We start from the raw sequence: 22,084 nt of genomic DNA on the forward strand, positions 1-22,084 counted from the left end.
CCGTGACCGCGGGCGCCACCCCGTCCGGCGGCGCCCGCATCGAGGTGCGCTGGCCGGCCCCCACCCCCGCGAGTCGCCCGGTTTCCGAGGGCGAGTCGCCTCCCCCGCGAGTGGACGGCCCCGCGGCGCCGGAAGCCGGTCCCGGCCCGGAGTGACCCTCGCGCAGAGCCGCGAGATCGACGTGCCGGGGGAACTCCGGTCCGGGAACCCCGCGGAGGTCGATCTCACGGCGCTTCTGCGGAACGGACCGCGGTGCGGGGCGGCCGCGGATTCGCTGGGAACATCGCGGGGTGCCCGTCCTCAGGTCGACCGTGCTCATCGACGCCCCGCCCCGGACGGTGGCCGGGTTGCTCCGCGACGCCGACGTGGCAGCGGCGGCCCTGGAGCGCTGCGGCCACCGGCTCACCGCGCCGGTGCGGTTGCTGACCCCGGGCACCCGGGTCCGGATCGGTGTGCGCGTCGGGCCGGGTGTCCGGGTGGCGGTGCACACCCGGATCGACGCGGTCTCGCCGTCCGGGATGACCTCGACGCTGGTCGCGGGCCCGTTGCGGGAGCTCGTGCACACCGTCGTCCTCACCCCGACCGCAGCCGGCACCCTCGTCCTCGACGAACTGCGGTGGACGGCGCCGTTCGGGTGGCCGGGCCGGCTCGCCGACGTGCTGCTCCTGCGTCGGCTGATGCTGCGGATCCTCGCCGCCCGGTCGGAGGTGCTCGTCGAGCGGGCGGCCGCCCTCGCCGCCGGGCCGGTGGTCGTCGCCACCGCCGCAGTGCGCGCCGGCCTGCTGCTCATCGCCCAGCGGACCCGTCCGCCGGCCCTCGCCGGCCGGTGGGAGCTGCCCGGCGGGCGGGTGGAGCCGGGGGAGTCGGAGCCGGACGCCGTCGTGCGGGAGTGCCGGGAGGAGCTGGCCACCCAGGTGCGGGTGACCGGGAGGCTCGGCACCGACCTGCCGATCGACGCCGGGGTGCTGCGGGTGCACACCGCCGAGCTCGCCTCCGGTGCCCCCGAGCCCCAGGCGCTGGAGCACGCCGCCGTCCGTTGGGCCGGGCCGGACGAGCTGGCGGAGGTGGACTGGGTGGACGCCGATCGGGCCGTGGTCGCCGACCTCGTCGCGCTGCTGCGCTCGGGCGTCCCCGCGCCGGAGCGCGCGTAGCGGGCGGCCCCCGGGTTCAGGAAAGCCACTTTCCTGCCCTCTGCGGACCTGAAAGTGGCTTTCCTGAACCTCGGCCGGGCGGCCGGCGTTCCCCATCGCAACGGCCGTGGCCACCGGTGGAACCGGCGCGGGGGCGGCGCCGTCGATGGGGGCGTGTCCATCGACGACATCCTCGCCCGGCAGGCCGGTGTGATCGGTCGTGACCAGGCGATCCGGGCGGGCCTCTCCCGCAACTCCGTCGACCACCGGCTGCGGCTGCGGCACTGGCACCCGCTGCATCCCCGCGTCTATCTCGCAGGCGGCCACCGCTACGACGACGAGGCGCGGGTGCGGGCGGCCGTGCTGTGGGCGGGCGACGGCGCGGTGCTGTGCGGCGGCGCCGCCGCCTGGTGGCACGGCATGGCCGAGCGGCCCCCCGCCACGGTGGCGGTCACGGTGCCCCGCCAGCGCCCACCCCGGTTGCGCCCCGGGGTCGCGGTGCGCTGCCGGGACCTCGCGCCCGAGGACGTCCTCGAGCGACGTGGGGTCGCCGTCACCGCCCGGCCGATCACCGTGCTGGAGGCCGCCGTCGAGCTCGGCGCCGGCGGGGGGCCGCTGCTCGACCGCGCGCTGCAGCACTGGGTGGGGTTCCGGGAGGTGTACGCGGCCCACTGCCGCCACCTCGGCTCGCCGGGGTCGGCCACCGCCGGTCGCCTGCTGGTGGCCGCGGCCGACCGGTCGGCCGCCGTGGCGGAGCGCCTGCTGGTGCGGATGCTGCGGGATTCGGGTGCCACGGGCTGGCGGTGCGGCTTTCCCGTCGCAGGGCACCTGATCGCCCTCGCCTTCCCCGCCTCGCGGGTGGCGATCGAGGTGGACGGCTGGGCGTGGCACCTCGACGCGGAACGAGCCCGGGGCGACCAGCGTCGTCGGGATGCGGTGGCCGGGCAGGGCTGGAGGGTCCTGCGCTTCACCTGGCTCGACCTCACCAGCAGGCCGCGGTCCGTGATCGCCGAGATCGCACGGGCGGTGGCAGGGTGACGGCGCAGCGGGCCGCAACCGCTGATCATGAGCCGCGCGACGTCGGCCATCAGAGTGATCCTCGACACGTTGCCGGTGCCGTCGTGCCCCTGCGCGCAGGGCACCTCCCGGGGGAGCCGGGACCGCGCGGACGGCGTCTCGCCGGGATTCACCGTCGCCTGCCCACCCGCACCGGCTGATCCCGGCTTGTTTCCCTGGTTGTCACTCCCTGGTGCCACTGGGACCGTTCGACCCTCGGACGCTGCCGCTCGGCGCACCGATCTGGCCGAATCGGTTCAGTACGGCGGGCCGGGTGCCACCGTTCGTCGCACAGGCTCGCTGGTCGATGCCACCGAAAACGGGTCGCTGCTCCCGCCACGCAGGCGAGGAGCGGGGTGACCCGAGGCGTCGTCACCGCCTCCCGGAGGAGCGGGGGCAGGTGAGGCTGCGCTCACGCCTGCGTCCGGACGGGGGTGCGGGCGGGCTACCCTGAATTGTGAGCACAGCAGCATCTACTCTCGCGGCCCCCGCGGACAGTCCTCGCGCGACCCGCGGGACGGACGCCTCGCTCCGCAACGTCGCCATCGTCGCCCACGTCGACCACGGGAAGACCACCCTCGTCGACGCCATGCTCCGCGCCTCGGGCGCATTCGGGGAGCGTGCCGCCCTCGTCGACCGGGTCATGGACTCCGGCGACCTGGAGCGGGAGAAGGGCATCACCATCCTCGCCAAGCACACGGCGATCAACTGGCACGGCATGACGGTCAACGTCGTCGACACCCCCGGCCACGCCGACTTCGGCGGCGAGGTCGAGCGCGGCCTCTCGATGGTCGACGGCGTCGTACTGCTCGTCGACGCGAGCGAGGGCCCCCTTCCGCAGACCCGCTTCGTGCTCCGCAAGACCCTGATCGCCGGGCTGCCCGTCGTGCTGGTGGTCAACAAGACCGACCGGCCGGACGCCCGCTGCGCCGAGGTCGTGAACGAGAGCCTCGAGCTGCTCCTGGAGCTGGCCGACGAGCTGGAGCTCGACGAGGCCATCACCTCCCGCCTGCTCGACCTGCCCGTCGTCTACGCGAGCGGTCGCGCGGGGCGCGCATCCCGCAACCGGCCCGCCGACGGCGACCTGCCCGACGAGCCCGGCCTCGAGTCGCTGTTCGACGTGATCGCCGAGACGGTCCCGCCGCCTGCCGACGACCCGAACGCGCCGCTGCAGGCCCACGTCACCAACCTCGACGCCACCCCGTTCCTCGGCCGCATCGCGCTGTGCCGCGTCCGCGCCGGCGTGATCCGCCGTGGTCAGCAGGTCGGCTGGTGCACCGCCGACGGCAAGGTCACGCGCGTCAAGATCACGGAGCTGCTGCGCACCGAGGCCCTCACCCGCGTCCCGGCCGAGTCGGCCAGCGCGGGCGACCTCGTCGCCGTCGCCGGCATCCCGGACGTCACGATCGGCGACACTCTCGCCGACCCGGACAACCCGGTGGCCCTGCCGCGGATCCACGTGGACGAGCCGGCCATCTCGGTCACGATCGGCATCAACACCTCGCCGCTCGTGGGCCGCGACCCGCACCCGGGCACCAAGCTCACCGCCCGCCAGGTGAAGGGCCGGCTCGAGTCGGAGCTGATCGGCAACGTCTCCCTGCGCGTGCTGCCCACCGAGCGCCCGGACTCGTGGGAGGTGCAGGGCCGCGGTGAGCTGGCGCTGGCCATCCTCGTCGAGACGATGCGCCGCGAGGGCTTCGAGATGACCGTGGGCAAGCCCGAGGTCGTCACCCGCATGGTCGACGGCAAGCTGCACGAGCCGTTCGAGCAGCTCTCGGCCGACGTGCCCACCGAGCACCTGGGCGCCGTCACCCAGCTGCTGTCCGCGCGCAAGGGCGAGCTCGTGCAGATGGTGCACGGGGAGACCCGCGTGCGCATGGACTACCGCGTCCCGAGCCGCGGGCTCATCGGTTTCCGCACGGAGTTCCTGACGATCACGCGCGGCGCCGGCATCGTCAGCCACGTGTTCGACGGCTACGGCCCCTGGGTCGGTGAGATCAACAACCGCCTGCGCGGCTCGCTGATCGCCGACCGCAGCGGCCCGGTCACCGGCTACGCCGTCGACGCGCTGTCGGACCGCGGCGTGCTGTTCGTCGGCCCGGGCACCATCGTCTACGACGGAATGGTGATCGGGGAGTACACCCGCGCCGAGGACCTCGAGGTCAACATCGTCCGTGAGAAGAAGCTCACGAACATGCGCAAGTCCACGAGCGACGAGCTGGTGAAGCTCACCCCGCCCACGGTGCTCAACCTCGAACAGGCGCTGGAGTTCTGTGCCAACGACGAGTGCGTCGAGGTCACGCCGGAGTCGGTGCGGATCCGTAAGGTCGAGCTCGACTCGCACACCAGGGCGCGGATGCGCTCGCGGGCGCGGTCAGTCTCCTGACGGCCCGGTTCGCCGCACCTGACGGCGGTGCGAGGATGACCGCCCGCGGGCGGAGCGCCCGCCGGACCAGGTGGAGGTCGAGGGTGCCCGAGCACGCCCCGTTGGCGCGGCGTACGGGGGCGGTGCTGTGCCTGCTGCTCGCCGTGCTGCTGACGGCGTGCACGAACAGCCCTGTGAGCGGCCCGGTGCAGCCTCCGCCGCCCGCGCCGATCCCGACGGCGCAGCCCGAGCCCACGCGGCTCGTCGTCGGCGTGGGGGAGCTGGGTGCCGGGTTCAACCCGCACCTGCTCGCGGACCTGTCGCCGGTCACCACGGCGCTGGCGGCGCTGGTGCTGCCGTCGGTGTTCCGGCCGGATGCGGCCGGTGTGCTGCAGCTCGACCAGACCGTCGCGACCAGCGCGAAGGTCGTCTCCACCGCACCGTTCACGGTGAACTACGAGCTCAACCTCGAGGCCTCCTGGTCGTCGAACGCGCCGATCGCCGCAGAGGACTTCGTCTACCTGTGGGAGCGGATGCGCAGCGAGCCGGGCGTCGCCGACGCCGCCGGCTACCGGCTCATCACCGACGTGCGCTCGCGAGCGGGGGGCAAGGCGGTCGACGTCGTGTTCTCCCAGCCCTACCCGGCGTGGAAGACCCTGTTCTCCGACCTGCTGCCCGCCGCCATCCTCAAGGACGCGCCGGGTTCGTGGACGGGCGCCCTGACCGACGGCCTGCCGGCCTCCGGGGGCCCGTTCCGCATCAACTCGGTGGACCGGGCGCGCGGCGAGATCGTCCTCGAGCGCAACGACCTGTACTGGGACACGCCCACGGTCCTCGACCGGCTCGTGCTGCGCCGACTGGACGGGCCCGTGCTCGCCGACGGTCTGGCCAGCGGTGACGTGGACGTGGCCCTCCCCGAGTCGACTCCGGCGATCCGGATGATCCTCGGTGGGCTGCAGCCGCCTCCCCGGTTGCAGCCGGCACCGGAGCCGGTGGTCACCCAGCTCGGCATGCGTTCCGACTCCGGCCCGCTCGCCGACCCGCGGGTGCGCCGGGCCATCGCGTTCCTCGTCAACCGGGACGCGGTACGCACCGCCGTGGCTCCCGAGTCGCTCCCGGCCGACTCCTTCGGGCTCGCGCCGTCCGAACCCGGCTACGCCTCCACCGCACCCCCGGACGCCCCGTTGCGGCCCGACCCGGTGGCGGCGGCCCAGCTGCTGACCGCCGCGGGATGGACCCGAAACCAGGCCGGGCGCTGGACGGTCCACGGTTCGCCTGCCCAGCTCGTGCTGGCCGCCGCCGCCGAGCGGCCCGAGGACGTGCGCGTGGCCCAGACGATCGCCACGCAGCTCGACGCGGCAGGGATCGACGTCTCGGTGATCGCCCCGCCCGGGGTGGCGCTGTTCGGGCAGCCGGAGGTGCCTGCGGTCCCGCCGACGACCACGGCGCCCCCCACCCCGACGCCGACCTCGACGCCACAGACACCGTCGGCGACGCGGTCGGGCACGCAGCCGGTCGACCCCACGCAGTCGGTGCCGCGCTCCGCCAGGGCGACCCCGTCGACCACGCCGTCCGCGACGCCGAGCGCCACCCCGACGCCGTCCGCTCCGGGGGGCAACGTCGAGGCGGACATGGTGATCCTGCCGCGCACGGTCGGCGGCGACCCGGGCACGGAGCTCGCGTCCGATTTCGGCTGCCCGGCCCCGACGGCTCTCGTGCCCGACCCCCCGCGTTCACCGACGGGATTCTGCTTCCCGGCGCTGCAGCCGTTGTTCGACGAGCTGGTTTCGGCCTCGCCGCGGCCTACCACCGCGGCAGCCGTGGAGCGTGTGCTGTGGGCGCAGCTGCCGGCGCTTCCGCTGTTCCAGCCGGTGAACCTGCTGGTCAGCACCTCGGCGGCCGACGCGGCCACGCATGTCGGGCCAGGTCCACTGTCGACCGGACCGCTCACCGGGGCCCAGGAGTGGCATCCCACGAACGGGTGACATGATGCCGCGGCGCCCGGGTTACCGGAAAGTAATCTGGTTGTGTCGGTGTGTTCAGACCTGATCACCCTTTGGTCACGATCAGTGGGCCGCAGGTGACGGGTGCGACCTCGGTTTCTACCGTGCCCTGGGTCGGTGTACCCGGTTCGTCGACATGACCGGGTCAGCCGCCGTGCGCACGCAGGGCGTCCGACCGGACGATCCAGGTAGAGAGAGGTCAGAATTCCATGAGGAGAACGAGGGCTGCGTCCCTTGCCGCCACAGTGGCGGCGGCGGCGCTGGTGCTCGCCGCATGCGGTGGCGGTGGCGGTGGCGGAAGCCAGGACGCTTCCGAGGGCGGTGTCTTCGCCGACTGTGCGACCAGCCCGAACACCTGCAACTCGGCGCCGGCCGACCAGCTCCAGCAGGGTGGGACGGTCACCGTCGCGTCCGAGAAGAACATCGACAACTGGAACGTCATCTCCTCGGAGGGGAACGTCGACTGGACGGGCATGGCCACCAAGCCGCTCGTCCCGTACACCTTCTACACGGCGCCCGACCTCAAGTCGACGATGAACACCGACCTGCTCGCGTCGGCAGATGTCACCAGCGACAGCCCGTTCACGGTGACGTACAAGATCAAGCCCGAGGCCGTGTGGAACGACGGGACCCCGATCGCCGCCGACGACTTCGTTCTGAACTGGAAGTGGCAGAACGGCCGCGACTGCCCTGAGTGCGAGACCGCGGGCAACGGCGGCTACGACCTCGTCACCAGCCTCGTCGGATCCGACGGCGGGAAGACCGTCACGGCGACGTTCAGCAAGCCCTACACCGACTGGCAGAGCCTTTTCGGTTCGAGCGCCCCGCTCTACCCCGCGCACATCGGTGCGAAGCAGGGTGACCTCAACACTCCGGCCGGTGTGAAGGCGGCGTTCGACTACTTCGGCTCGACCCCGCCGAACTGGTCCGGCGGCCCGTTCCAGGTGCAGAACTGGCAGAACAACGTCGCGCTGACGCTGGTGCCCAACCCCAAGTGGTACGGGGCCACCAAGCCGAAGCTCGACCAGCTCGTCTTCCGCATCATCACCGATGCCACGCAGGAGCCGCTCGCCCTGCAGAACAACGAGGTCCAGGTGCTGTTCCCGCAGCCGCAGGTGGACCTGGTGTCGCAGCTGCAGCAGATCCCGAACGTCTCGCAGTTCCAGAACCAGGGCCTCACCTGGGAGCACTTCGACTTCAACCTGCAGAACAAGTTCCTGGCCGACAAGGCGCTGCGCCAGGCGCTGTTCACCGCGGTGAACCGCCAGGAGATCATCGACAAGACCGTGGGGCAGTTCAACAAGGACATCAAGCCGTTGAACAACCACATGTTCATCCCGCAGCAGGACGGCTACCAGGACAACATCGCCGCCACCGGCCAGGGCAGCGGTGACGTCGAGAAGGCCAAGAAGATCCTCACCGACGCGGGCTACACGGGTGTGGGGACCGCGCTGGTGGCGCCGGACGGCCAGCCGGTCCCGGCGCTGCGGATGCGCTACACCACCGGCAACGCCGTGCGGCAGAACGAGTGCGAGCTGTTCGCCGGTTACGCCAAGCAGCTGGGTGTGAACATCGACATCTCCACCACCGACTCGCTGGGCGACACGACCTCGTCGGGTGACTACGACGTGATCGTGTTCGGCTGGATCCAGTCGCCGTACCCCTTCAACGGCGCGCAGCAGCTGTGGCTCTCGAACTCGGGCAGCAACTACGGCAAGTACCAGAACCCGGCGATGGACCAGCTGATCAACGAGGCGGCGGCGTCCACCGACCCGGCCGACGCCACGGCCAAGCTGAACCAGGCCGACGAAATGCTGTCCGCGGACGCGTACGTCCTGCCGCTGTACCAGAAGCCCACGCTGGCCGCGGTGCAGAACAACATCGGCAACGTCCGCAACAACTCCTCGCTCGACGGCATCAGCTACAACACGTCGGAGTGGGGCATCAAGACCTCCAGCTGACCTGCTGGCGGGATGCCTCGGGCGGTCTACCGTCCGAGGCATCCCGCCGGGGTCTTACCCTTGATTGGTCAATGAGGGCGGAGGCCCATCCGCTGCCGCCCCCTGGCCGCCCCTCCGCCCGGAAGAAGCAGGACGACCTCCATGCTCGCCTTCGCCGTGCGCAGGATCCTCATCTCCATACCGATCCTGCTGCTCGCCTCGTTCATCGTGTTCGCGCTGGGCGTCAGCTCCGGCAACCCACTGGCTCCGCTGCTCGAGAAGAACCCACCGGCGCCTCCCAACGTCATCGCCGCCGAGACGGTTCGCCTCCACCTCGACCAGCCCTTGATCCCGCGCTACTTCTCCTGGCTGGCCGGCCTGTTCCACGGAGACTTCGGCCCGTCGGTCGTCTCCACCATGAACATCGGCCACGAGCTAGGTGCCCGATTCTGGGTGACGATCCGGCTGATCGCGCTGGCGATGGTGATCGCGCTGGTCCTCGCCGTCGTCGTGGGCGTGCTGAGTGCCGTGAAGCAGTACACGGTCACCGACTACACCACCACGTTCCTGGGCTTCCTGTTCCTGGCCATGCCCTCGTTCTGGCTGGCGATCCTGCTCAAGCAGGGCGGCATCGAGTTCAACAAGGCCGTCGACGCGCAGGTGATCTACACGATCGGCGCCACCTCGATCCCGCCGCCACCCGGCACCGGCGCGCAGATCGTCGACGTGCTCGGGCACATGGTGCTGCCCACGATCGCGCTGGCGCTCATCTCGTACGCGTCCTGGAGTCGGTTCACCCGTGCGTCCATGCTCGAGGTGATGAACAGCGACTACGTGCGGTTGGCCCGGTCGAAAGGCCTCTCGCGGCGCACCGTGATGGTCAAGCACGCGCTGCGCACCGCCCTCATCCCGTTGACCACCGTCACCGCGCTCGACATCGCGTCGATCATCGGCGGCGCTGTCGTCACGGAGACCGTGTTCCAGTGGAAGGGCATGGGTGACTTCTTGCTGACCGCAATCCGCACCGAGGACGTCTACGCCGCCTCGTCCTGGCTGCTGCTCACCGGCGTCATCGTCGTGATGTTCAACCTGATCGCCGACCTGCTCTACGGCGTCCTCGACCCCAGGATCCGCTATGCGTGAGGTAGCCCCGACGCCCGAGACCACGCCGGTGCCGGCCCCGGCGGCCGGGCAGGCTTCGGTGGAGCGCGAGTTCACCGTGGCCGAGCGCAGCCAGGCGCAGCTGGTGCTGCGGCGGTTCCTGCAGCACCGGGCAGCGATGATCAGTCTCGTCGTCCTGATCATGGTGGTGCTGCTCGCGTACGTGGGTGGCCTGCTGTGGCACTACCAGGCGGGCGACATCACCCCGGACAACTCCCAGCCGCCGTCTCTCGACCACCCGTTCGGCACCGACGCCGTGGGCAAGGACCAGTTCGCGGAGGTGCTGCGCGGCACCCGGATCTCGCTCCAGGTGGCCGTGTCCGTCGCGGTGTTCGCCACCGTCGTCGGCACCATCTGGGGTTCGCTCGCCGGCTTCTTCGGCGGCCGCACCGACTCGTTGCTCATGAGGCTCGCCGACCTCATCCTGACCCTGCCGCTGATCGCGGTGGCCGCGATGCTGGCGCACAACTTCGGTGGCACCTGGTACCTCATCGCGGTGGTCATCGCGGTGCTCTACGCCCCGTACGTCTCGCGCGTCTCCCGCGGTGTCGTGCTCTCGCTGCGGGAGAAGGAGTACATCGAGGCCGCGAGGGCGCTCGGCGCCACGAACACCCGCATCATCGTGCGGCATCTCGTGCCCAATGCGCTCGGCTCGATCCTCGTCAACCTGACGATCCTCGTCGCGCTGGCGATCCTGCTCGAGACGGCGCTGTCCTACCTCGGCTTCGGTGTGCAGACCCCCGACACGTCGCTCGGTCTGCTCGTCAGCCAGGCCCAGACGGCGCTGACCACGCGGCCGTGGCTGTTCTACTTCCCCGGCCTGTTCATCATCGTCATCGCACTGACCATCAACTTCATCGGCGACGGTCTCCGCGACGCGCTCGACCCGCAGCAGAGGAAGGTGCGCCAGTGACGGAGGATCCTCTCGCCGTGTCGACCACCCCGACCGCATCAAGGAACGGCGCCGCCACCGACGTCGTGCTGGCGGTCGACGACCTGACGGTCGGCTTCCCGAGCGACGACGGGCTGGTGCAGGCCGTGCGTGGGGTCAGCTACGAGCTGCGCGGTGGCGAGGTGCTCGGGATCGTCGGTGAGTCCGGCTCCGGGAAGTCGGTCACCTCGCTCGCCGTGATGGGACTGCTCCCGGGCAACGCCCAGGTGTCCGGCTCGGTGCGCTTCCGCGGCAAGGAACTGCTGGGGGCCCGGGAGTCCGAGCTGAACTCGGTGCGCGGTCGCAGCGTGGCGATGATCTTCCAGGACCCCATGACCTCGCTGAACCCGGTGTACTCGATCGGCTACCAGATCGCCGAGGCCGTCCGCGCGCACCACAACGTCAGCAAGGCCGCTGCGCTGGACCGGGCCACGGAGCTGCTCGAGCTCGTGCGCATCCCCAACCCGCGCCAGCGGCTGGAGAACTACCCGCACGAGATGTCGGGCGGCATGCGCCAGCGGGTGGTGATCGCCATCGCGATGGCCAACAACCCCGACGTGATCATCGCCGACGAGCCGACCACCGCGCTGGACGTCACGGTGCAGGCGCAGATCATGGACTCCCTGCAGCTCGCGCAGCAGGAGACCGGCGCGGCGATGGTGCTGATCACCCACGACCTCGGCGTCATCGCCGGGCAGGCCGACCGCGTGATGGTGATGTACGCGGGCAAGCTGGTGGAGGTCGGCACGGCCGAGGACGTCTTCTACACCCCGCGGATGCCCTACACCGTCGGGCTGCTGGGCAGCCTGCCGCGGCTCGACCGCCCCAGCGAGCGGCTGACCCCCATCGAGGGCGCACCGCCGTCGGTGGTCAACATGCCGCCGGGCTGCCCGTTCACCCCACGCTGCCCGCTCGCGGTGGCCGTCTGTGAGGAGATCGAGCCGGAGTTGGCCCCCACTACCGGACCGGGCCACCTCGCCGCCTGCCACCGCTCCGAGGAGCTCGTCGGGGCGAGTGCCGGCGACGTGTTCGACACCGATGTCGTGGACACGGAGGCGCTCGCGCACTTCGTGCGCGAGAACGAGGGACAGTCGTGAGTGCGCCTGTGATGCACGAGAGCGGCTCGTCCGCCGCCGGTTCCGAGCCGATCCTGTCGGCCCGCAACCTGGTGAAGCACTTCCCGATCCGCTCGACGGGCCTGATCCGCCGCCAGGTCGGCACGGTGCACGCGGTCTGCGACGTCTCGTTCGACCTCGGCCACGGAGAGACGCTGGGGCTGGTCGGTGAGTCGGGCTGCGGCAAGTCGACCACCGCCCGGCTGGTCCTGAACCTCATCGAGGCCACGTCGGGCGAGGTGCTCTACGAGGGCACCGACCTCACCGCGCTGTCCCCGAAGAAGATGCGCGAGCTGCGCCAGGACCTGCAGATCGTGTTCCAGGACCCGTACGCGTCGCTCGATCCGCGGATGCCGGTGAACGAGATCGTGGCCGAGCCGCTGCGCATCCACGGCCGGTACGACCGGGGCGGGCGCACCGCGGTGCAGGACCTGTTGCGCACGGTCGGGCTCAAGCCCGAGCACGGCAACCGGTTCCCGCACGAGTTCTCCGGCGGCCAGCGTCAGCGGATCGGGGTGGCTCGGGCACTGGCCCTGCGGCCCAAGGTGCTCGTGCTCGACGAGCCGGTCTCCGCGCTCGACGTGTCGATCCAGGCGGGCGTGCTCAACCTGCTCGACGAGCTGCAGGCCGAGCTGGGCCTGTCCTACCTGTTCGTCTCCCACGACCTGTCGGTGGTGCGCCACATCGCCGACCGGATCGCGGTCATGTACCTGGGCCGGATCGTGGAGACGGGCACGGCGAGCGAGCTGTTCGAGGGCCCGGCGCACCCCTACACGCAGGCGCTGATCTCGGCGATCCCGCTGCCCGACCCGCGCAAGCAGCGGGCCAGGGAGCGGATCACGGTGGTCGGTGACGTGCCGAGCCCGGCCGACCCGCCCAGCGGGTGCCGGTTCCGTACCCGCTGCCCCAAGTTCGCGGCCGAGCTGAGCGACGCCGAGCGCAGCCGGTGCGTCGACGAGGTCCCGGAGCTGGTGGACCGCGGCCAGGGCCACCCGGCGGCGTGCCACTACGCGGAGCGCAAGACCCTGATCTGACGTGCGCGCCGGCCGGGCGCGGTGCGCCCGGCCGGCGCGCGGGTCAGCCGGGGAGCAGGTGCTGCTCCTCGGCGTGGTGACACGCGCTGGGGTGGTGGCCGCCCTGCCGTACCTCCAGGGCAGGCTCCTCCTCCGCGCAGATCTCGGTGGCCTTCCAGCACCTCGTCCGGAAGCGGCAGCCGCTGGGCGGGTTCACCGGGCTGGGGACGTCGCCGGTGAGCCTGATCCGCTGCCGCCCGGCGCGGACCGACGGGTCCGGCACGGGCACGGCGGAGAGCAGCGCCTGGGTGTACGGGTGTGCCGCCCGGTTGTAGATCTCGTCCTCCGTGCCGAGCTCGACGATCTTGCCCAGGTACATCACCGCCACCCGGTCCGACAGATGCCGGACGACCGACAGGTCGTGGGCGATGAAGATGTAGGACAGCCCGAACTCGGTCTGCAGGTCGCCGAGCAGGTTCATCACCTGCGCCTGGATCGACACGTCCAGCGCCGAGACCGGCTCGTCGCAGATGATCACCTCGGGGCGGAGCGCCAGCGCCCTGGCGATGCCGATCCGCTGGCGCTGGCCACCGGAGAACTGGTGCGGGTACCGGTTGATGTGCTCAGGGTTCAGCCCGACCACGTCGAGCAGCTCCTGCACCTTCCGCCGCCGCTCACCCTTCGGAGCGACCTCGGTGTGGATCTCGAACGGCTCGCCGACGATGTCGCCGACGGTCATCCGGGGGTTGAGCGACGTGTAGGGGTCCTGGAGCACGATCTGGATCTGCCGGCGCAGCGCCTTCAGATCCTTGCCGCGCTTGCCGAAGATGTCCTCGCCGTGGAACCGCACGGCTCCCGCCGTCGGCGGCTCGAGGCGCATCAGCACCTGCGCGAGGGTCGACTTGCCGCAGCCGGACTCGCCGACGACGCCCAGCGTCTCGCCGCGCCGCAGGTCGAACGACACGCCGTCGACGGCGCGGACGTGCCCCACCGTGCGCTTGAACACCACGCCCAGCTGCACCGGGAAGTGCTTGACCAGGTCCTGGACCTGCAGGATCGGCTCGGTCCCGGTGGAGCTCATCGGGTCACCAGCTCATCGGCGAACAGGCAGGCCGAGGACCGGCCGCCGGGCAGTAGCGCCAGCGCGGGCACCACCTCCCGGCAGACGTCCACGGCCATCGGGCAGCGCGGGTGGAACGGGCAGCCCGGCGGGATGCGGGTGAGGTTGGGCGGCAGGCCCGTGATCGCCCGCAGCTGCGTGCCCTTCGTGTCCACCCGCGGGATCGACTCCAGGAGCGCGTGCGTGTACGGGTGGCACGGGTTGGAGTACAGCGTGTGGACGTCGGCGTGCTCGACGATCCGGCCCGCGTACATCACGGCGATCCGGTCGGCCACCTCGGCGACCACACCGAGGTCGTGCGTGATGAGGATCAGGCCCATGTGGCGCTCGGCCTTGAGCTCGGCCAGCAGGTCCATGATCTGGGCCTGCACCGTGACGTCCAGTGCCGTGGTGGGCTCGTCGGCGATGAGGACGTCGGGGTCCAGGGCGAGCGACATCGCGATCATCACGCGCTGGCGCATGCCGCCGGAGAACTGGTGGGGATGGTCGCGCACCCGCTGCCGGGCGGCCGGGATGCCGACCTGGTCGAGCAGCTCGACGGCCCGCCTGCCGGCGTCGCGACGGCTCATCCCGCGGCGGGTGCGCAGCTGCTCGGCGATCTGGAACCCCACGGTGAACACCGGGTTCAGGGCCGACAGGGCGTCCTGGAAGATCATCGCCATGTTCTCGCCGCGCAGGTCGCGGCGCCGCTCCGGCGTGGCCGTCAGCAGCTCCTCGCCCCGGTAGCGCACCGACCCTGCCGTCACGACGCCGGGCGGGCTCTCCAGGATCCCCATGATCGTGTTGGCGGTGACGCTCTTGCCCGAGCCCGACTCGCCCAGCACGGCCAGCGTCTCGCCGGCCTCGACGCGGTAGTCGACGCCGTTGAGGACCTTGGCCACGCCGTCGCGGGTGCGGAACTCGACGTGCAGGCCCGCCACCTCCAGCAGGGGCGCGTCCAACGGGGGTGGGATCGTCATCAGCGGCCCTTCGGGTCGAACGCCTCGCGCACGGCGTCACCCAGCATCACGAAGGCGAGCACGGTGACGGCCAGGAAGGCGGCGGGGAACAGCAACAGGAACGGGGCCACCCGCAGGTAGTCGCGGGCCTCACTGATCATCACGCCCCAGGAGACGACCGGGTCGCGCAGCCCGATCCCGAGGAACGAGAGCGTGGCCTCGGTGCCGATGAACGCACCCAGCGCGATCGTGGCGTAGACGAGCACCGGGGCCAGGCAGTTGGGCAGCATGTGCCGCCAGATCACGCGGGGCGCGCTCGCCCCCAGGCCCCGCGCCGCGCGGACGTAGTCCTGGTTGCGCGCGGCGATGGCCGCCGAGCGCATGATCCGCATCGTCACCGGCCAGGACAGCGCCGACATGGTCAGCACCACGAGCGCGGTGATCCCGACGGGCCCAGCGCCGACCGACTCGCGGAAGGTGGACAGGATCACGATCGCGCCCAGCACGAACGGCAGCCCGAAGAAGACGTCGGCGAAGCGGGACAGCATGCCGTCGATCCACCCGCCGTAGAACCCGGCGAGCAGCCCCATGGAGCCGCCGATCAGCACCGTGAGCGTGGTGGCCAGCACCCCGACGATGATCGACACACGGGTGCCGTGGATCGTGCGCGCGAAGACGTCGCGTCCCAGCAGGTCGTAGCCGAACCAGGCCTGCGCCGACGGCGCCTGCCGGCTGCGGGCCAGGTCGCCGGCGCTCGGGTCGACCGAGGTGAACAGCTGGGGCACCGCGGCCAGCACCAGCAGCACGGCGATCAGACCCACCGAGAGCAGGAACAGGGGGCGGCGGCGCAGGTCGTGCCACGCGTCGGCGGCGAGGCTGCGGGGCCGCTCCGGGCCGTCGGTGGTGGCGGCGGGGCCGGCCACGAGGTCGTGGCTCGCCTCGGCGAGCGGGCCCGCCGTTCCGAGCGACGCGGGGTCAGTCATAGCGGATCCTCGGGTCGAGAACGGCGTAGAGCACGTCCACCAGCAGGTTCATCAGCAGGTAGACGACCACGAGCAGGACGACGACCCCGGTGACGGTGGCGCCCTCCTTCGTCTGGATGGACCGGAAGATCAGCCCGCCGACCCCACGGATGTTGAAGATGCCCTCGGTGACGATGGCGCCGCCCATCAGCGACCCCAGATCCACACCGAGGAACGTGACGACCGGGATGGCGGAGTTGCGCAACAGATGCACGCCCACCACCCGGCGCGGGGTGAGGCCCTTCGCCACGGCGGTGCGGACGTAGTCGGTGCGCCGGTTCTCCGCGATCGACGTGCGCGTGAGGCGCGCGACGTAGGCCATCGAGAGGCTGCCGAGCACGAAGCCGGGCACGATCAGCTCGCCGAACCCGGCAGCCGGCGACACGGTGGGGGAGATGAGCCCGAGGCGCAGGCCGAGCACGGTCTGCAGCACGTACCCCGTGACGAACACCGGGATCGCGATGAGGAACAGCGTGGACACCAGCACCAGGTTGTCCAGGTACCCGCCCGAACGCAGGCCGGTGAGCACGCCTGCCGCCAGGCCGATCACCGCCTCGATCAGCAGCGCGACCAGCGCGAGCCGCACCGTGACGGGATAGGCGGCGGCGATCAGCGCGCCGACGGAGGTGCCGTTGAACGTCTGACCGAAGTCGCCCTGCACGAGGTTGCCCAGGTACCGGGCGTACTGGACGACGACGTTGTCGTCGAGGTGGAACTCCGCCCGCATCCGCGTGATGTAGGCGTCGGGACAGGGGCGGTCACCGCACTTGCCGGCGAACGGGTCGCCGGGGATGGCCCAGACGAGCAGGTAGATCAGGAACGTCGTGCCGAGGAACACGGGCACGAGCTGGACCAGTCGGCGCAGGACGTAGCGCCCCACGGTTCACCTCCATGGGCAGGGGCGTGGCCTCCTGGGCCGACGCCGGCCTGCGGTGGCGGCGGCCGGGACGGGTGGTCCCGGCCGCCGTGACCGTCGGCGTTGCTACGACGTTGCGGTGACGCTGAAGAGGTCGAGCTCGCGGAGCTGCGTGACCGTGACATTGGCGAGCCGCGGCGACCAGCCGGCCTGCACCGATTGGAAGTACAGCGGGATCGCCGGCATGTCCTGGATGATCATCCGCTCCGCCTCCTGGTAGAGGGCGTTGCCCTCCTCCGTGGACGGGGCGGCGTCCGCCCGCGCCAGCAGTGCGTCGACGGCCGGGTTGGAGTACTCGCCGTCGTTGGTGGACCCGCCGGTCCGGTACATCGGGTTGAGGAAGTTCTCGATCGACGGGTAGTCCGCCACCCAGCCGGTGCGGTAGATCCGGCTCATCTCGCGGCCGTTGATCGCCGAGCGGAACTCGCCGAACGTCGGGACGGGCACGAAGTTGCACTCGCGGCCCAGCGCCTGGGTGATCGTGACGCAGGTGGCCTGCATCCACTCGGCGTTGCCGGAGTCGGCGTTGGAGGTGAGCTCGATCGGCCCCTGGAACCCGGTGGCGTCGAACATCTGTTTCGCCTTGGCCGGCTGGTAGGTGCAGAGCTCACCGCACTGGCCATCGATGCGGCCCGGGACGTTGGGCGCCACGAGCCCGTCGGCCGGCGGCTTGAGACCGTTGAAGATCTGCTGGTTGACCGCCTCCCGGTCGATCGCCATCGAGAGGGCCTGGCGCAGCTGCGGGTTCTGGAAGCGCGCGTCGTAGAGCGGGAAGCCGATGCGTTGCAGGCCGAGGTAGGTCTGCGACACGCTGCGGCCCGGCAGGTCGGTCTCGAACAGGTTCCCGGCGATCGCCGAGGGCGGGATGATCTCGAGGAAGTCCAGGTTGCCCGACACCACGTCGGCGTAGGCGGCCTCGACGCTCTCGTAGAAGCGGAACTCCACTCCCTTGACGCTGGGCTTGCGCTCCCCGGCGAACTGCTCGTAGCGCTCCAGCACGATGTTCGCGCCCGGCTGGCGCGACACGAAGCGGAACGGGCCGTTGCCGACCGGGTTGGCCTCGAACGCCGCCCGGTCGGTGAAGAAGGCCTGCGGCAGCGGCATGAACGCCTGGTAGCCGAGCTGGGTGGGGAAGACCGAGAACGGCTGGGCGAGGGTGACCTCCAGCGTCCGGTCGTCCACCGCGCGCAGCCCCGACATCGCCTGGGCAGGCGGCTGCGGAGCCTGGAGCGGTCCACTCGTGCCGTCCGGGTCCTCGGTGTTGACCTGGTCGAAGCCGGCGATCTGGGCGAAGAAGCTGGCGTTCTGCTGGCCGTTGGGGGAGTAGGCCGTGTAGTTCCAGGAGTCGACGAAGCTCTGCGCGGTGACGGGGGTGCCGTCGTGGAACGTCCAGGGCTTCAGCCGGATCGTGTAGACCTGGGAGTCGGTGGTGTCGATCGACTCCGCCACGGCGTTGCTCGGCTCCGCGGTGCGGGGGTCGTACTCGACGAGGCCGGTGAACAGGGCGTCGACCACCTTGCCGCCGCCGGTCTCGTTCGTGTTGCCCGGCACCAGCGGGTTCTCCGGCTCGGTGCTGTTGACGCTGATGGTGACGTCGGTCTGCTCGCCACCGGACCCACCGCCGTCGGTGCCGCCGCCGGACCCACCGCATGCGCTCGTGAGCAACACGATGGAGATCGGAAGGGCGAACCAAGCGGTACCACGACCTGTGCGCATGGGCTCCCAAATCCTGGATACGACACAGGGGTGACCTGGGTCGTATATCGGGTGATGTTCGCGCACGGACAGTAGCTGTCCGGATCGTTACAGCGATCCGCCCGAACATCACAAATAGGTTTCCGATCGCGGGAGGGCAAGAACCCGGCGGAACAGGCGGACCCAGCGGAGTGCGTGACGCCGCACGTAGAGTGCGCTCGTGACGCCAGCTCCCCGGCGCCGGCTGCTCCTGGTGCACGCCCACCCGGACGACGAGACGCTCACCACCGGCGGCACGATCGCGCGCTACGCGGCCGAGCCGGACACCTCGGTCACCCTCGTGACCTGCACCCTCGGGGAACAGGGCGAGGTGATCCCACCGGAGCTCGCACTGCTCGCGCCGGACGAGGGCGACCAGCTCGGTGGCTACCGGATCGGCGAGCTCGCCCGCGCCTGCGCCGCGCTCGGGGTCAGCGACCACCGCTTCCTCGGCGGACCCGGGCGCTGGCGCGACTCCGGCATGGCGCTCAGTGGCCAGGGCGTCCGGGCCGCCGTCCCCGAGCGGTTGCATCCCCGCGCGTTCGCCCGCCCGGAGGCCGTCGACGAGCAGGTGGACGCGCTGGCCGCGGTGCTGGAGCAGGTGCGTCCGCAGGTGGTGGTGACCTATGCCGCCGACGGCGGCTACGGCCATCCCGACCACGTCCGGGCCCACGAGATCACCGTGGCGGCGGTGCGGCGGGTCCCGGCCAGGCTCTACTTCACGGTGATCGGCCGCTCGACGCTGGCGGCCGGGTGCGCAGCACTGGCGAACGCCCACGGGCTGCCGTTCCGCATGCCAGGGCCCGACGAGCTGCCGAGCGTTCCGGATGCAGAGATCACCGCCCGGCTCGACGTCACGGCGCAGCGCGCGGCCAGGATCGCCGCGATGCGGGCGCACGCCACCCAGATCGCGCTCTGGGAGGGCGAGGGCATGATCGCGCTGGCGATGAGCAACCTCATCGCCCAACCGCTGCTCGACGTGGAGGAGTACGTGGCGGCTCACGGTGCAGGCGACCGATCTGCGCGGGAACCGATCGGGGACCTGTTCGATGACGACGATGAATGAGCCGGAGCCGCCCGCGGTGTCCGACGGGACACTGCTCGGGCTGCTCGTCCTCGACGGGGTGCTGGTGGGCGCGCTGGGTCTGGTGTTCACCCCGCTCTACCTGGGCGGCGTGCCCGCGCCGCTCGGGGTCCTGCTCTCGGTGCTGGTCCTGCCGTGGCTCGTGTTCCGGGCAGGTGAGATCGACGTGCGGCCCTCCCGGGCGGGTGCCCCGCTGCTGGCGTGGGTGCTCACCGTCGGGGTGCTCGGCCTCGTCAGCCCCGGTGGCGACGTGATGCTGCCCCCCACGTGGCAGTCGCTCCTGCTGGCCGTCGGCGGTATCGGGGCGGGGCTGTGGGCGTTGCGCAGCGTGCTCAACTCCGCGTACCGGAGGAACGGTGGCTGATCCGGTCTCCGACGGGCCCATCCCCGACAGCGCGATCGTCGGCGTGCTGCGGCCGTTCGTGCGGGCCACCCGCCCGGTGCTCGACGGGTTGCGCGAAGCCGACCCGTTCGGCCTGCGGGCGCGCGTCCGGTCGTCCGAGATTCCCGCGCTGGGGATGCGGGAGCGGCTGCTCGACATGCTGGCCGGCGTCGAGGTGCCCGGCACCTCGGCCTGGGCGGCGATGGACGTCGAAGGCCGTTCGCGCTGGTGGGTGCGCCGGGTGGGCCGCTTCACCACGCTGGTCGCCGCCGTGCCCGGGCTGGGCGGAGCGCTGCTGAGCAGGCTGCCGGTGTCCAAGGTGCTGGGTGCCGCGGGGCAGGGGTTGCTGCTGGTCGCGATCGCGGGGGAGCACGGGATCCGCGAGGAGGACGAGCTCGTGGCCCTGCTGGGCGCGGTGATGTTCCGTCGTGAGCTGACCGTGCGCCCTCCCAGCACGGCGGACGACGCCGCCGCCGACGCCCGTGCCGCCGAACTGACCGCCGACCTCGCGGAGCCCGGCGACCAGCAGCCCATGGTGAAGCGTGTCGCGAAGGTGGTGTGGCGGCTCGGCCGGGCACTGTTCGCGGTGGAGGACGAGCTCGACAAGCGCCCGCACGGGAACTTCCTGCACGAGGGTCTCGGGATGCTGCCGGTCGTCGGGGCGTTCGGGAAGTACCTCGGGGAGTGGTCCGGGCTCAAGCGCGCGGCGCGGGAGGCCGAGAAGCGGTTCCACGGCCGGTGAGCCGGGGTCGGTGCCGGCATCAGGCCGGGGGCACCAGATAGCGGTACTGGTGGTGCTCGACGTAGCCGACGCGGTCGTAGAGCGCCCGCGCGCCGGTGTTGTGCAGCGCCACCTGCAGTACCGCCCAGCGGGCGCCGTGCTCCCTGCCCCACGCGGCCACCGAGGCGAGCAGCGCCGTCGCGAGTCCCTGCCGGCGGGCGGTCGGCGCGACCTCCAGCATCGACACGTGCAGGTGGTCCTCCACGACGGTGGCGCGGACCGTGCCGGTGACGGTTCCGTCGGGGGCCGGGACCTGGGCGAACACGGTGCGGGGGCGACCACCCGGATCGAGGACGTGTCGCTGCGCCGGCGTCGGGGGGCCACCCAGCCCGAGCTCCCACCACGCGTCGGACGGGCGCTCCGGCAGCTCCACGCGCGGGTCGCGGGTGCCGTCGAGGGGCGCCACCAGCACCGCGACCTCGGCGCCCCGCTGGTGGGCGACGTCGAGCACCCAGCCCTGCGCCGTCACGGCCCGGTCCCACGGCGAGCCGACGGGCACGTGCACCCGCGGCCGGATCGAGTGCTCCCCGGCGAACGAGCGCACCGCCTCGAGCGCGGCCGGGACCGGCATCCCGGGGTCCCCGATGGCGAGGCCGGCGTTGGCGCGACCGGTCCAGCCCGCTGCGGCGCGCAGCCGCCAGGCCCCCAGTGGCCGGTCGACCACGGCGGGCCAGGCGTCCGCGCAGAGGCCTTCCAACCGGGCGATCGCGGTCAGGGACGCCCGGCGCGGCGGGGCAGGCGGCACGGAGCGCACGGCGACCACGGCGGCGCGGTCGACGTGGACGGGGCCGCGCCGGGTCTGCACCAGCACCGTGCCCGGACCGGACGCGCTGAGCTCGCCGACCGCGTCGGTGTAGAGGAGGCGGCCGTCGCGGTGCCCGATGCGGTAGCGCAGGGCCACCCGCTGCCCGATGAGTTCGTCGGAGATCTCCACCTGCTCCATCCTGGTGCAGGATCCCGTCGCCGGTACGAGCCTTGTCACACCGCCCCGGCTCCCGGTTACCTCAGCTACAGGGACATACTGAGAAGCATCTGAACGCCCGAGTGGAGGACCACCCGTGACCTACGTGATCGCCGAGCCCTGCGTCGACCTCTTGGACAAGGCGTGCATCGAAGAGTGCCCGGTGGACTGCATCTACGAGGGCGGCCGGATGCTCTACATCCATCCTGACGAGTGCGTCGACTGCGGTGCGTGCGAGCCCGTCTGCCCTGTCGAGGCGATCTACTACGAGGACGACGTCCCCGAGCAGTGGAGCGCGTACACCAAGGCGAACGTCGACTTCTTCGATGAGCTGGGCTCGCCCGGTGGTGCGTCGAAGATCGGCAAGGTCGAGCGGGACGTCGAGCCGGCCCTGAGCCTGCCGCCGCAGCAGCACGACGAGTAAGGGAGACC

The 22,084-nt window shown here is 71.6% G+C and carries 19 protein-coding genes; 13 read left to right on the plus strand and 6 right to left on the minus strand.

What is annotated here, in order from left to right:
• Positions 1 to 290: 290 nt before the first annotated feature.
• The 9 genes from HF577_RS39285 to HF577_RS16840 all read left to right on the plus strand — a co-directional run bounded on the left by HF577_RS39285 (position 291) and on the right by HF577_RS16840 (position 12,735).
• Entirely contained in the window at positions 291 to 1,151 is an 861-nt protein-coding gene (locus HF577_RS39285) for an NUDIX domain-containing protein (protein WP_312859183.1), read from the plus strand.
• 54 nt (positions 1,152 to 1,205) lie between these two features.
• Positions 1,206 to 2,168: a DUF559 domain-containing protein gene (locus HF577_RS16805; RefSeq protein WP_169396809.1), complete on the plus strand. Its 963-nt coding sequence runs from the start codon at positions 1,206 to 1,208 to the stop codon at positions 2,166 to 2,168.
• A gap of 475 nt (positions 2,169 to 2,643) precedes the next feature.
• Positions 2,644 to 4,572, plus strand: coding sequence for a translational GTPase TypA (gene typA, locus HF577_RS16810; RefSeq protein WP_169396810.1), 1,929 nt, complete (start codon positions 2,644 to 2,646; stop codon positions 4,570 to 4,572).
• Positions 4,573 to 4,655: 83 nt separating this feature from the next.
• Complete coding sequence (locus HF577_RS16815) at positions 4,656 to 6,536, plus strand: ABC transporter family substrate-binding protein (protein ID WP_312859184.1); 1,881 nt, start codon at positions 4,656 to 4,658, stop codon at positions 6,534 to 6,536.
• 227 nt (positions 6,537 to 6,763) lie between these two features.
• Positions 6,764 to 8,515: an ABC transporter family substrate-binding protein gene (locus HF577_RS16820; protein ID WP_169396812.1), complete on the plus strand. Its 1,752-nt coding sequence runs from the start codon at positions 6,764 to 6,766 to the stop codon at positions 8,513 to 8,515.
• A gap of 141 nt (positions 8,516 to 8,656) precedes the next feature.
• Positions 8,657 to 9,637 carry an ABC transporter permease gene (locus tag HF577_RS16825; RefSeq protein ID WP_169396813.1) on the plus strand — a complete coding sequence of 327 codons (981 nt, stop codon included), beginning with the start codon at positions 8,657 to 8,659 and terminating at the stop codon, positions 9,635 to 9,637.
• Positions 9,630 to 10,568: an ABC transporter permease gene (locus tag HF577_RS16830; protein WP_169396814.1), complete on the plus strand. Its 939-nt coding sequence runs from the start codon at positions 9,630 to 9,632 to the stop codon at positions 10,566 to 10,568. The genes HF577_RS16825 and HF577_RS16830 overlap by 8 nt, the downstream gene beginning before the upstream one ends.
• A 65-nt stretch (positions 10,569 to 10,633) precedes the next feature.
• Positions 10,634 to 11,683, plus strand: a complete 1,050-nt coding sequence (locus tag HF577_RS16835; RefSeq protein ID WP_425563878.1) for an ABC transporter ATP-binding protein — start codon at positions 10,634 to 10,636, stop codon at positions 11,681 to 11,683.
• Between the two features lie 11 nt (positions 11,684 to 11,694).
• On the plus strand, positions 11,695 to 12,735 hold the full coding sequence (locus tag HF577_RS16840) for an ABC transporter ATP-binding protein (protein WP_169396845.1): 1,041 nt from the start codon (positions 11,695 to 11,697) through the stop codon (positions 12,733 to 12,735).
• 43 nt (positions 12,736 to 12,778) lie between these two features.
• Here HF577_RS16840 and HF577_RS16845 read toward each other — a convergent pair whose 3' ends face one another.
• The 5 genes from HF577_RS16845 to HF577_RS16865 form a co-directional block, all read right to left on the minus strand.
• The gene (locus HF577_RS16845; protein WP_169396816.1) at positions 12,779 to 13,795 is read right to left on the minus strand and encodes an ABC transporter ATP-binding protein; all 1,017 of its coding nucleotides are present in this window, start codon (positions 13,793 to 13,795) and stop codon (positions 12,779 to 12,781) included.
• A complete protein-coding gene (locus HF577_RS16850; protein WP_169396817.1) occupies positions 13,792 to 14,793 on the minus strand; it encodes an ABC transporter ATP-binding protein in 1,002 nt (333 codons plus the stop codon). The genes HF577_RS16845 and HF577_RS16850 overlap by 4 nt, the downstream gene beginning before the upstream one ends.
• Complete coding sequence (locus tag HF577_RS16855) at positions 14,793 to 15,755, minus strand: ABC transporter permease (protein ID WP_169396818.1); 963 nt, start codon at positions 15,753 to 15,755, stop codon at positions 14,793 to 14,795. Before HF577_RS16855 ends, HF577_RS16850 begins: the two co-directional genes overlap by 1 nt.
• Positions 15,748 to 16,674, minus strand: coding sequence for an ABC transporter permease (locus HF577_RS16860; protein ID WP_169396819.1), 927 nt, complete (start codon positions 16,672 to 16,674; stop codon positions 15,748 to 15,750). Before HF577_RS16860 ends, HF577_RS16855 begins: the two co-directional genes overlap by 8 nt.
• 102 nt (positions 16,675 to 16,776) lie before the next feature.
• Positions 16,777 to 18,378: a peptide ABC transporter substrate-binding protein gene (locus tag HF577_RS16865; protein ID WP_312859185.1), complete on the minus strand. Its 1,602-nt coding sequence runs from the start codon at positions 18,376 to 18,378 to the stop codon at positions 16,777 to 16,779.
• A gap of 247 nt (positions 18,379 to 18,625) precedes the next feature.
• Between HF577_RS16865 and mshB the strand changes: the two genes are divergently transcribed.
• The 3 genes from mshB to HF577_RS16880 are packed head-to-tail and all read left to right on the plus strand — an operon-like array spanning position 18,626 to position 20,652.
• Positions 18,626 to 19,510 (plus strand): N-acetyl-1-D-myo-inositol-2-amino-2-deoxy-alpha-D-glucopyranoside deacetylase, encoded by an 885-nt coding sequence (mshB, locus tag HF577_RS16870; RefSeq protein ID WP_312859186.1) that lies wholly within the window; start codon positions 18,626 to 18,628, stop codon positions 19,508 to 19,510.
• Positions 19,494 to 19,892, plus strand: a complete 399-nt coding sequence (locus tag HF577_RS16875; protein WP_246266472.1) for a hypothetical protein — start codon at positions 19,494 to 19,496, stop codon at positions 19,890 to 19,892. The genes mshB and HF577_RS16875 overlap by 17 nt, the downstream gene beginning before the upstream one ends.
• A complete protein-coding gene (locus HF577_RS16880; protein ID WP_169396821.1) occupies positions 19,885 to 20,652 on the plus strand; it encodes a hypothetical protein in 768 nt (255 codons plus the stop codon). The genes HF577_RS16875 and HF577_RS16880 overlap by 8 nt, the downstream gene beginning before the upstream one ends.
• A gap of 19 nt (positions 20,653 to 20,671) precedes the next feature.
• On the opposite strand, the gene HF577_RS16885 is transcribed toward HF577_RS16880, so the two are convergent.
• Positions 20,672 to 21,634 carry a GNAT family N-acetyltransferase gene (locus HF577_RS16885; protein ID WP_169396822.1) on the minus strand — a complete coding sequence of 321 codons (963 nt, stop codon included), beginning with the start codon at positions 21,632 to 21,634 and terminating at the stop codon, positions 20,672 to 20,674.
• A 115-nt stretch (positions 21,635 to 21,749) separates the two neighbouring features.
• Here HF577_RS16885 and fdxA point away from each other — a divergent pair, with 115 nt between their 5' ends.
• A complete protein-coding gene (fdxA, locus tag HF577_RS16890) occupies positions 21,750 to 22,076 on the plus strand; it encodes a ferredoxin (protein ID WP_169396823.1) in 327 nt (108 codons plus the stop codon).
• Positions 22,077 to 22,084: the final 8 nt, after the last annotated feature.

Origin of the sequence: Pseudonocardia xinjiangensis (genome assembly GCF_012911925.1) — a bacterium.
Lineage (GTDB): Bacteria > Actinomycetota > Actinomycetes > Mycobacteriales > Pseudonocardiaceae > Pseudonocardia > Pseudonocardia xinjiangensis.

Excerpts from the sequence above, each read along its gene's own strand:
- HF577_RS16820 (WP_169396812.1), top strand. The coding sequence starts at position 6,764 with ATGAGGAGAACGAGGGCTGCGTCCCTTGCCGCCACAGTGGCGGCGGCG.
- HF577_RS16825 (WP_169396813.1), top strand. The coding sequence starts at position 8,657 with ATGCTCGCCTTCGCCGTGCGCAGGATCCTCATCTCCATACCGATCCTG.
- HF577_RS16830 (WP_169396814.1), top strand. The coding sequence starts at position 9,630 with ATGCGTGAGGTAGCCCCGACGCCCGAGACCACGCCGGTGCCGGCCCCG.
- HF577_RS16840 (WP_169396845.1), top strand. The coding sequence starts at position 11,695 with ATGCACGAGAGCGGCTCGTCCGCCGCCGGTTCCGAGCCGATCCTGTCG.
- HF577_RS16845 (WP_169396816.1), bottom strand. The coding sequence starts at position 13,795 with ATGAGCTCCACCGGGACCGAGCCGATCCTGCAGGTCCAGGACCTGGTC.
- HF577_RS16850 (WP_169396817.1), bottom strand. The coding sequence starts at position 14,793 with ATGACGATCCCACCCCCGTTGGACGCGCCCCTGCTGGAGGTGGCGGGC.
- HF577_RS16855 (WP_169396818.1), bottom strand. The coding sequence starts at position 15,755 with ATGACTGACCCCGCGTCGCTCGGAACGGCGGGCCCGCTCGCCGAGGCG.
- HF577_RS16875 (WP_246266472.1), top strand. The coding sequence starts at position 19,494 with ATGACGACGATGAATGAGCCGGAGCCGCCCGCGGTGTCCGACGGGACA.
- HF577_RS16885 (WP_169396822.1), bottom strand. The coding sequence starts at position 21,634 with ATGGAGCAGGTGGAGATCTCCGACGAACTCATCGGGCAGCGGGTGGCC.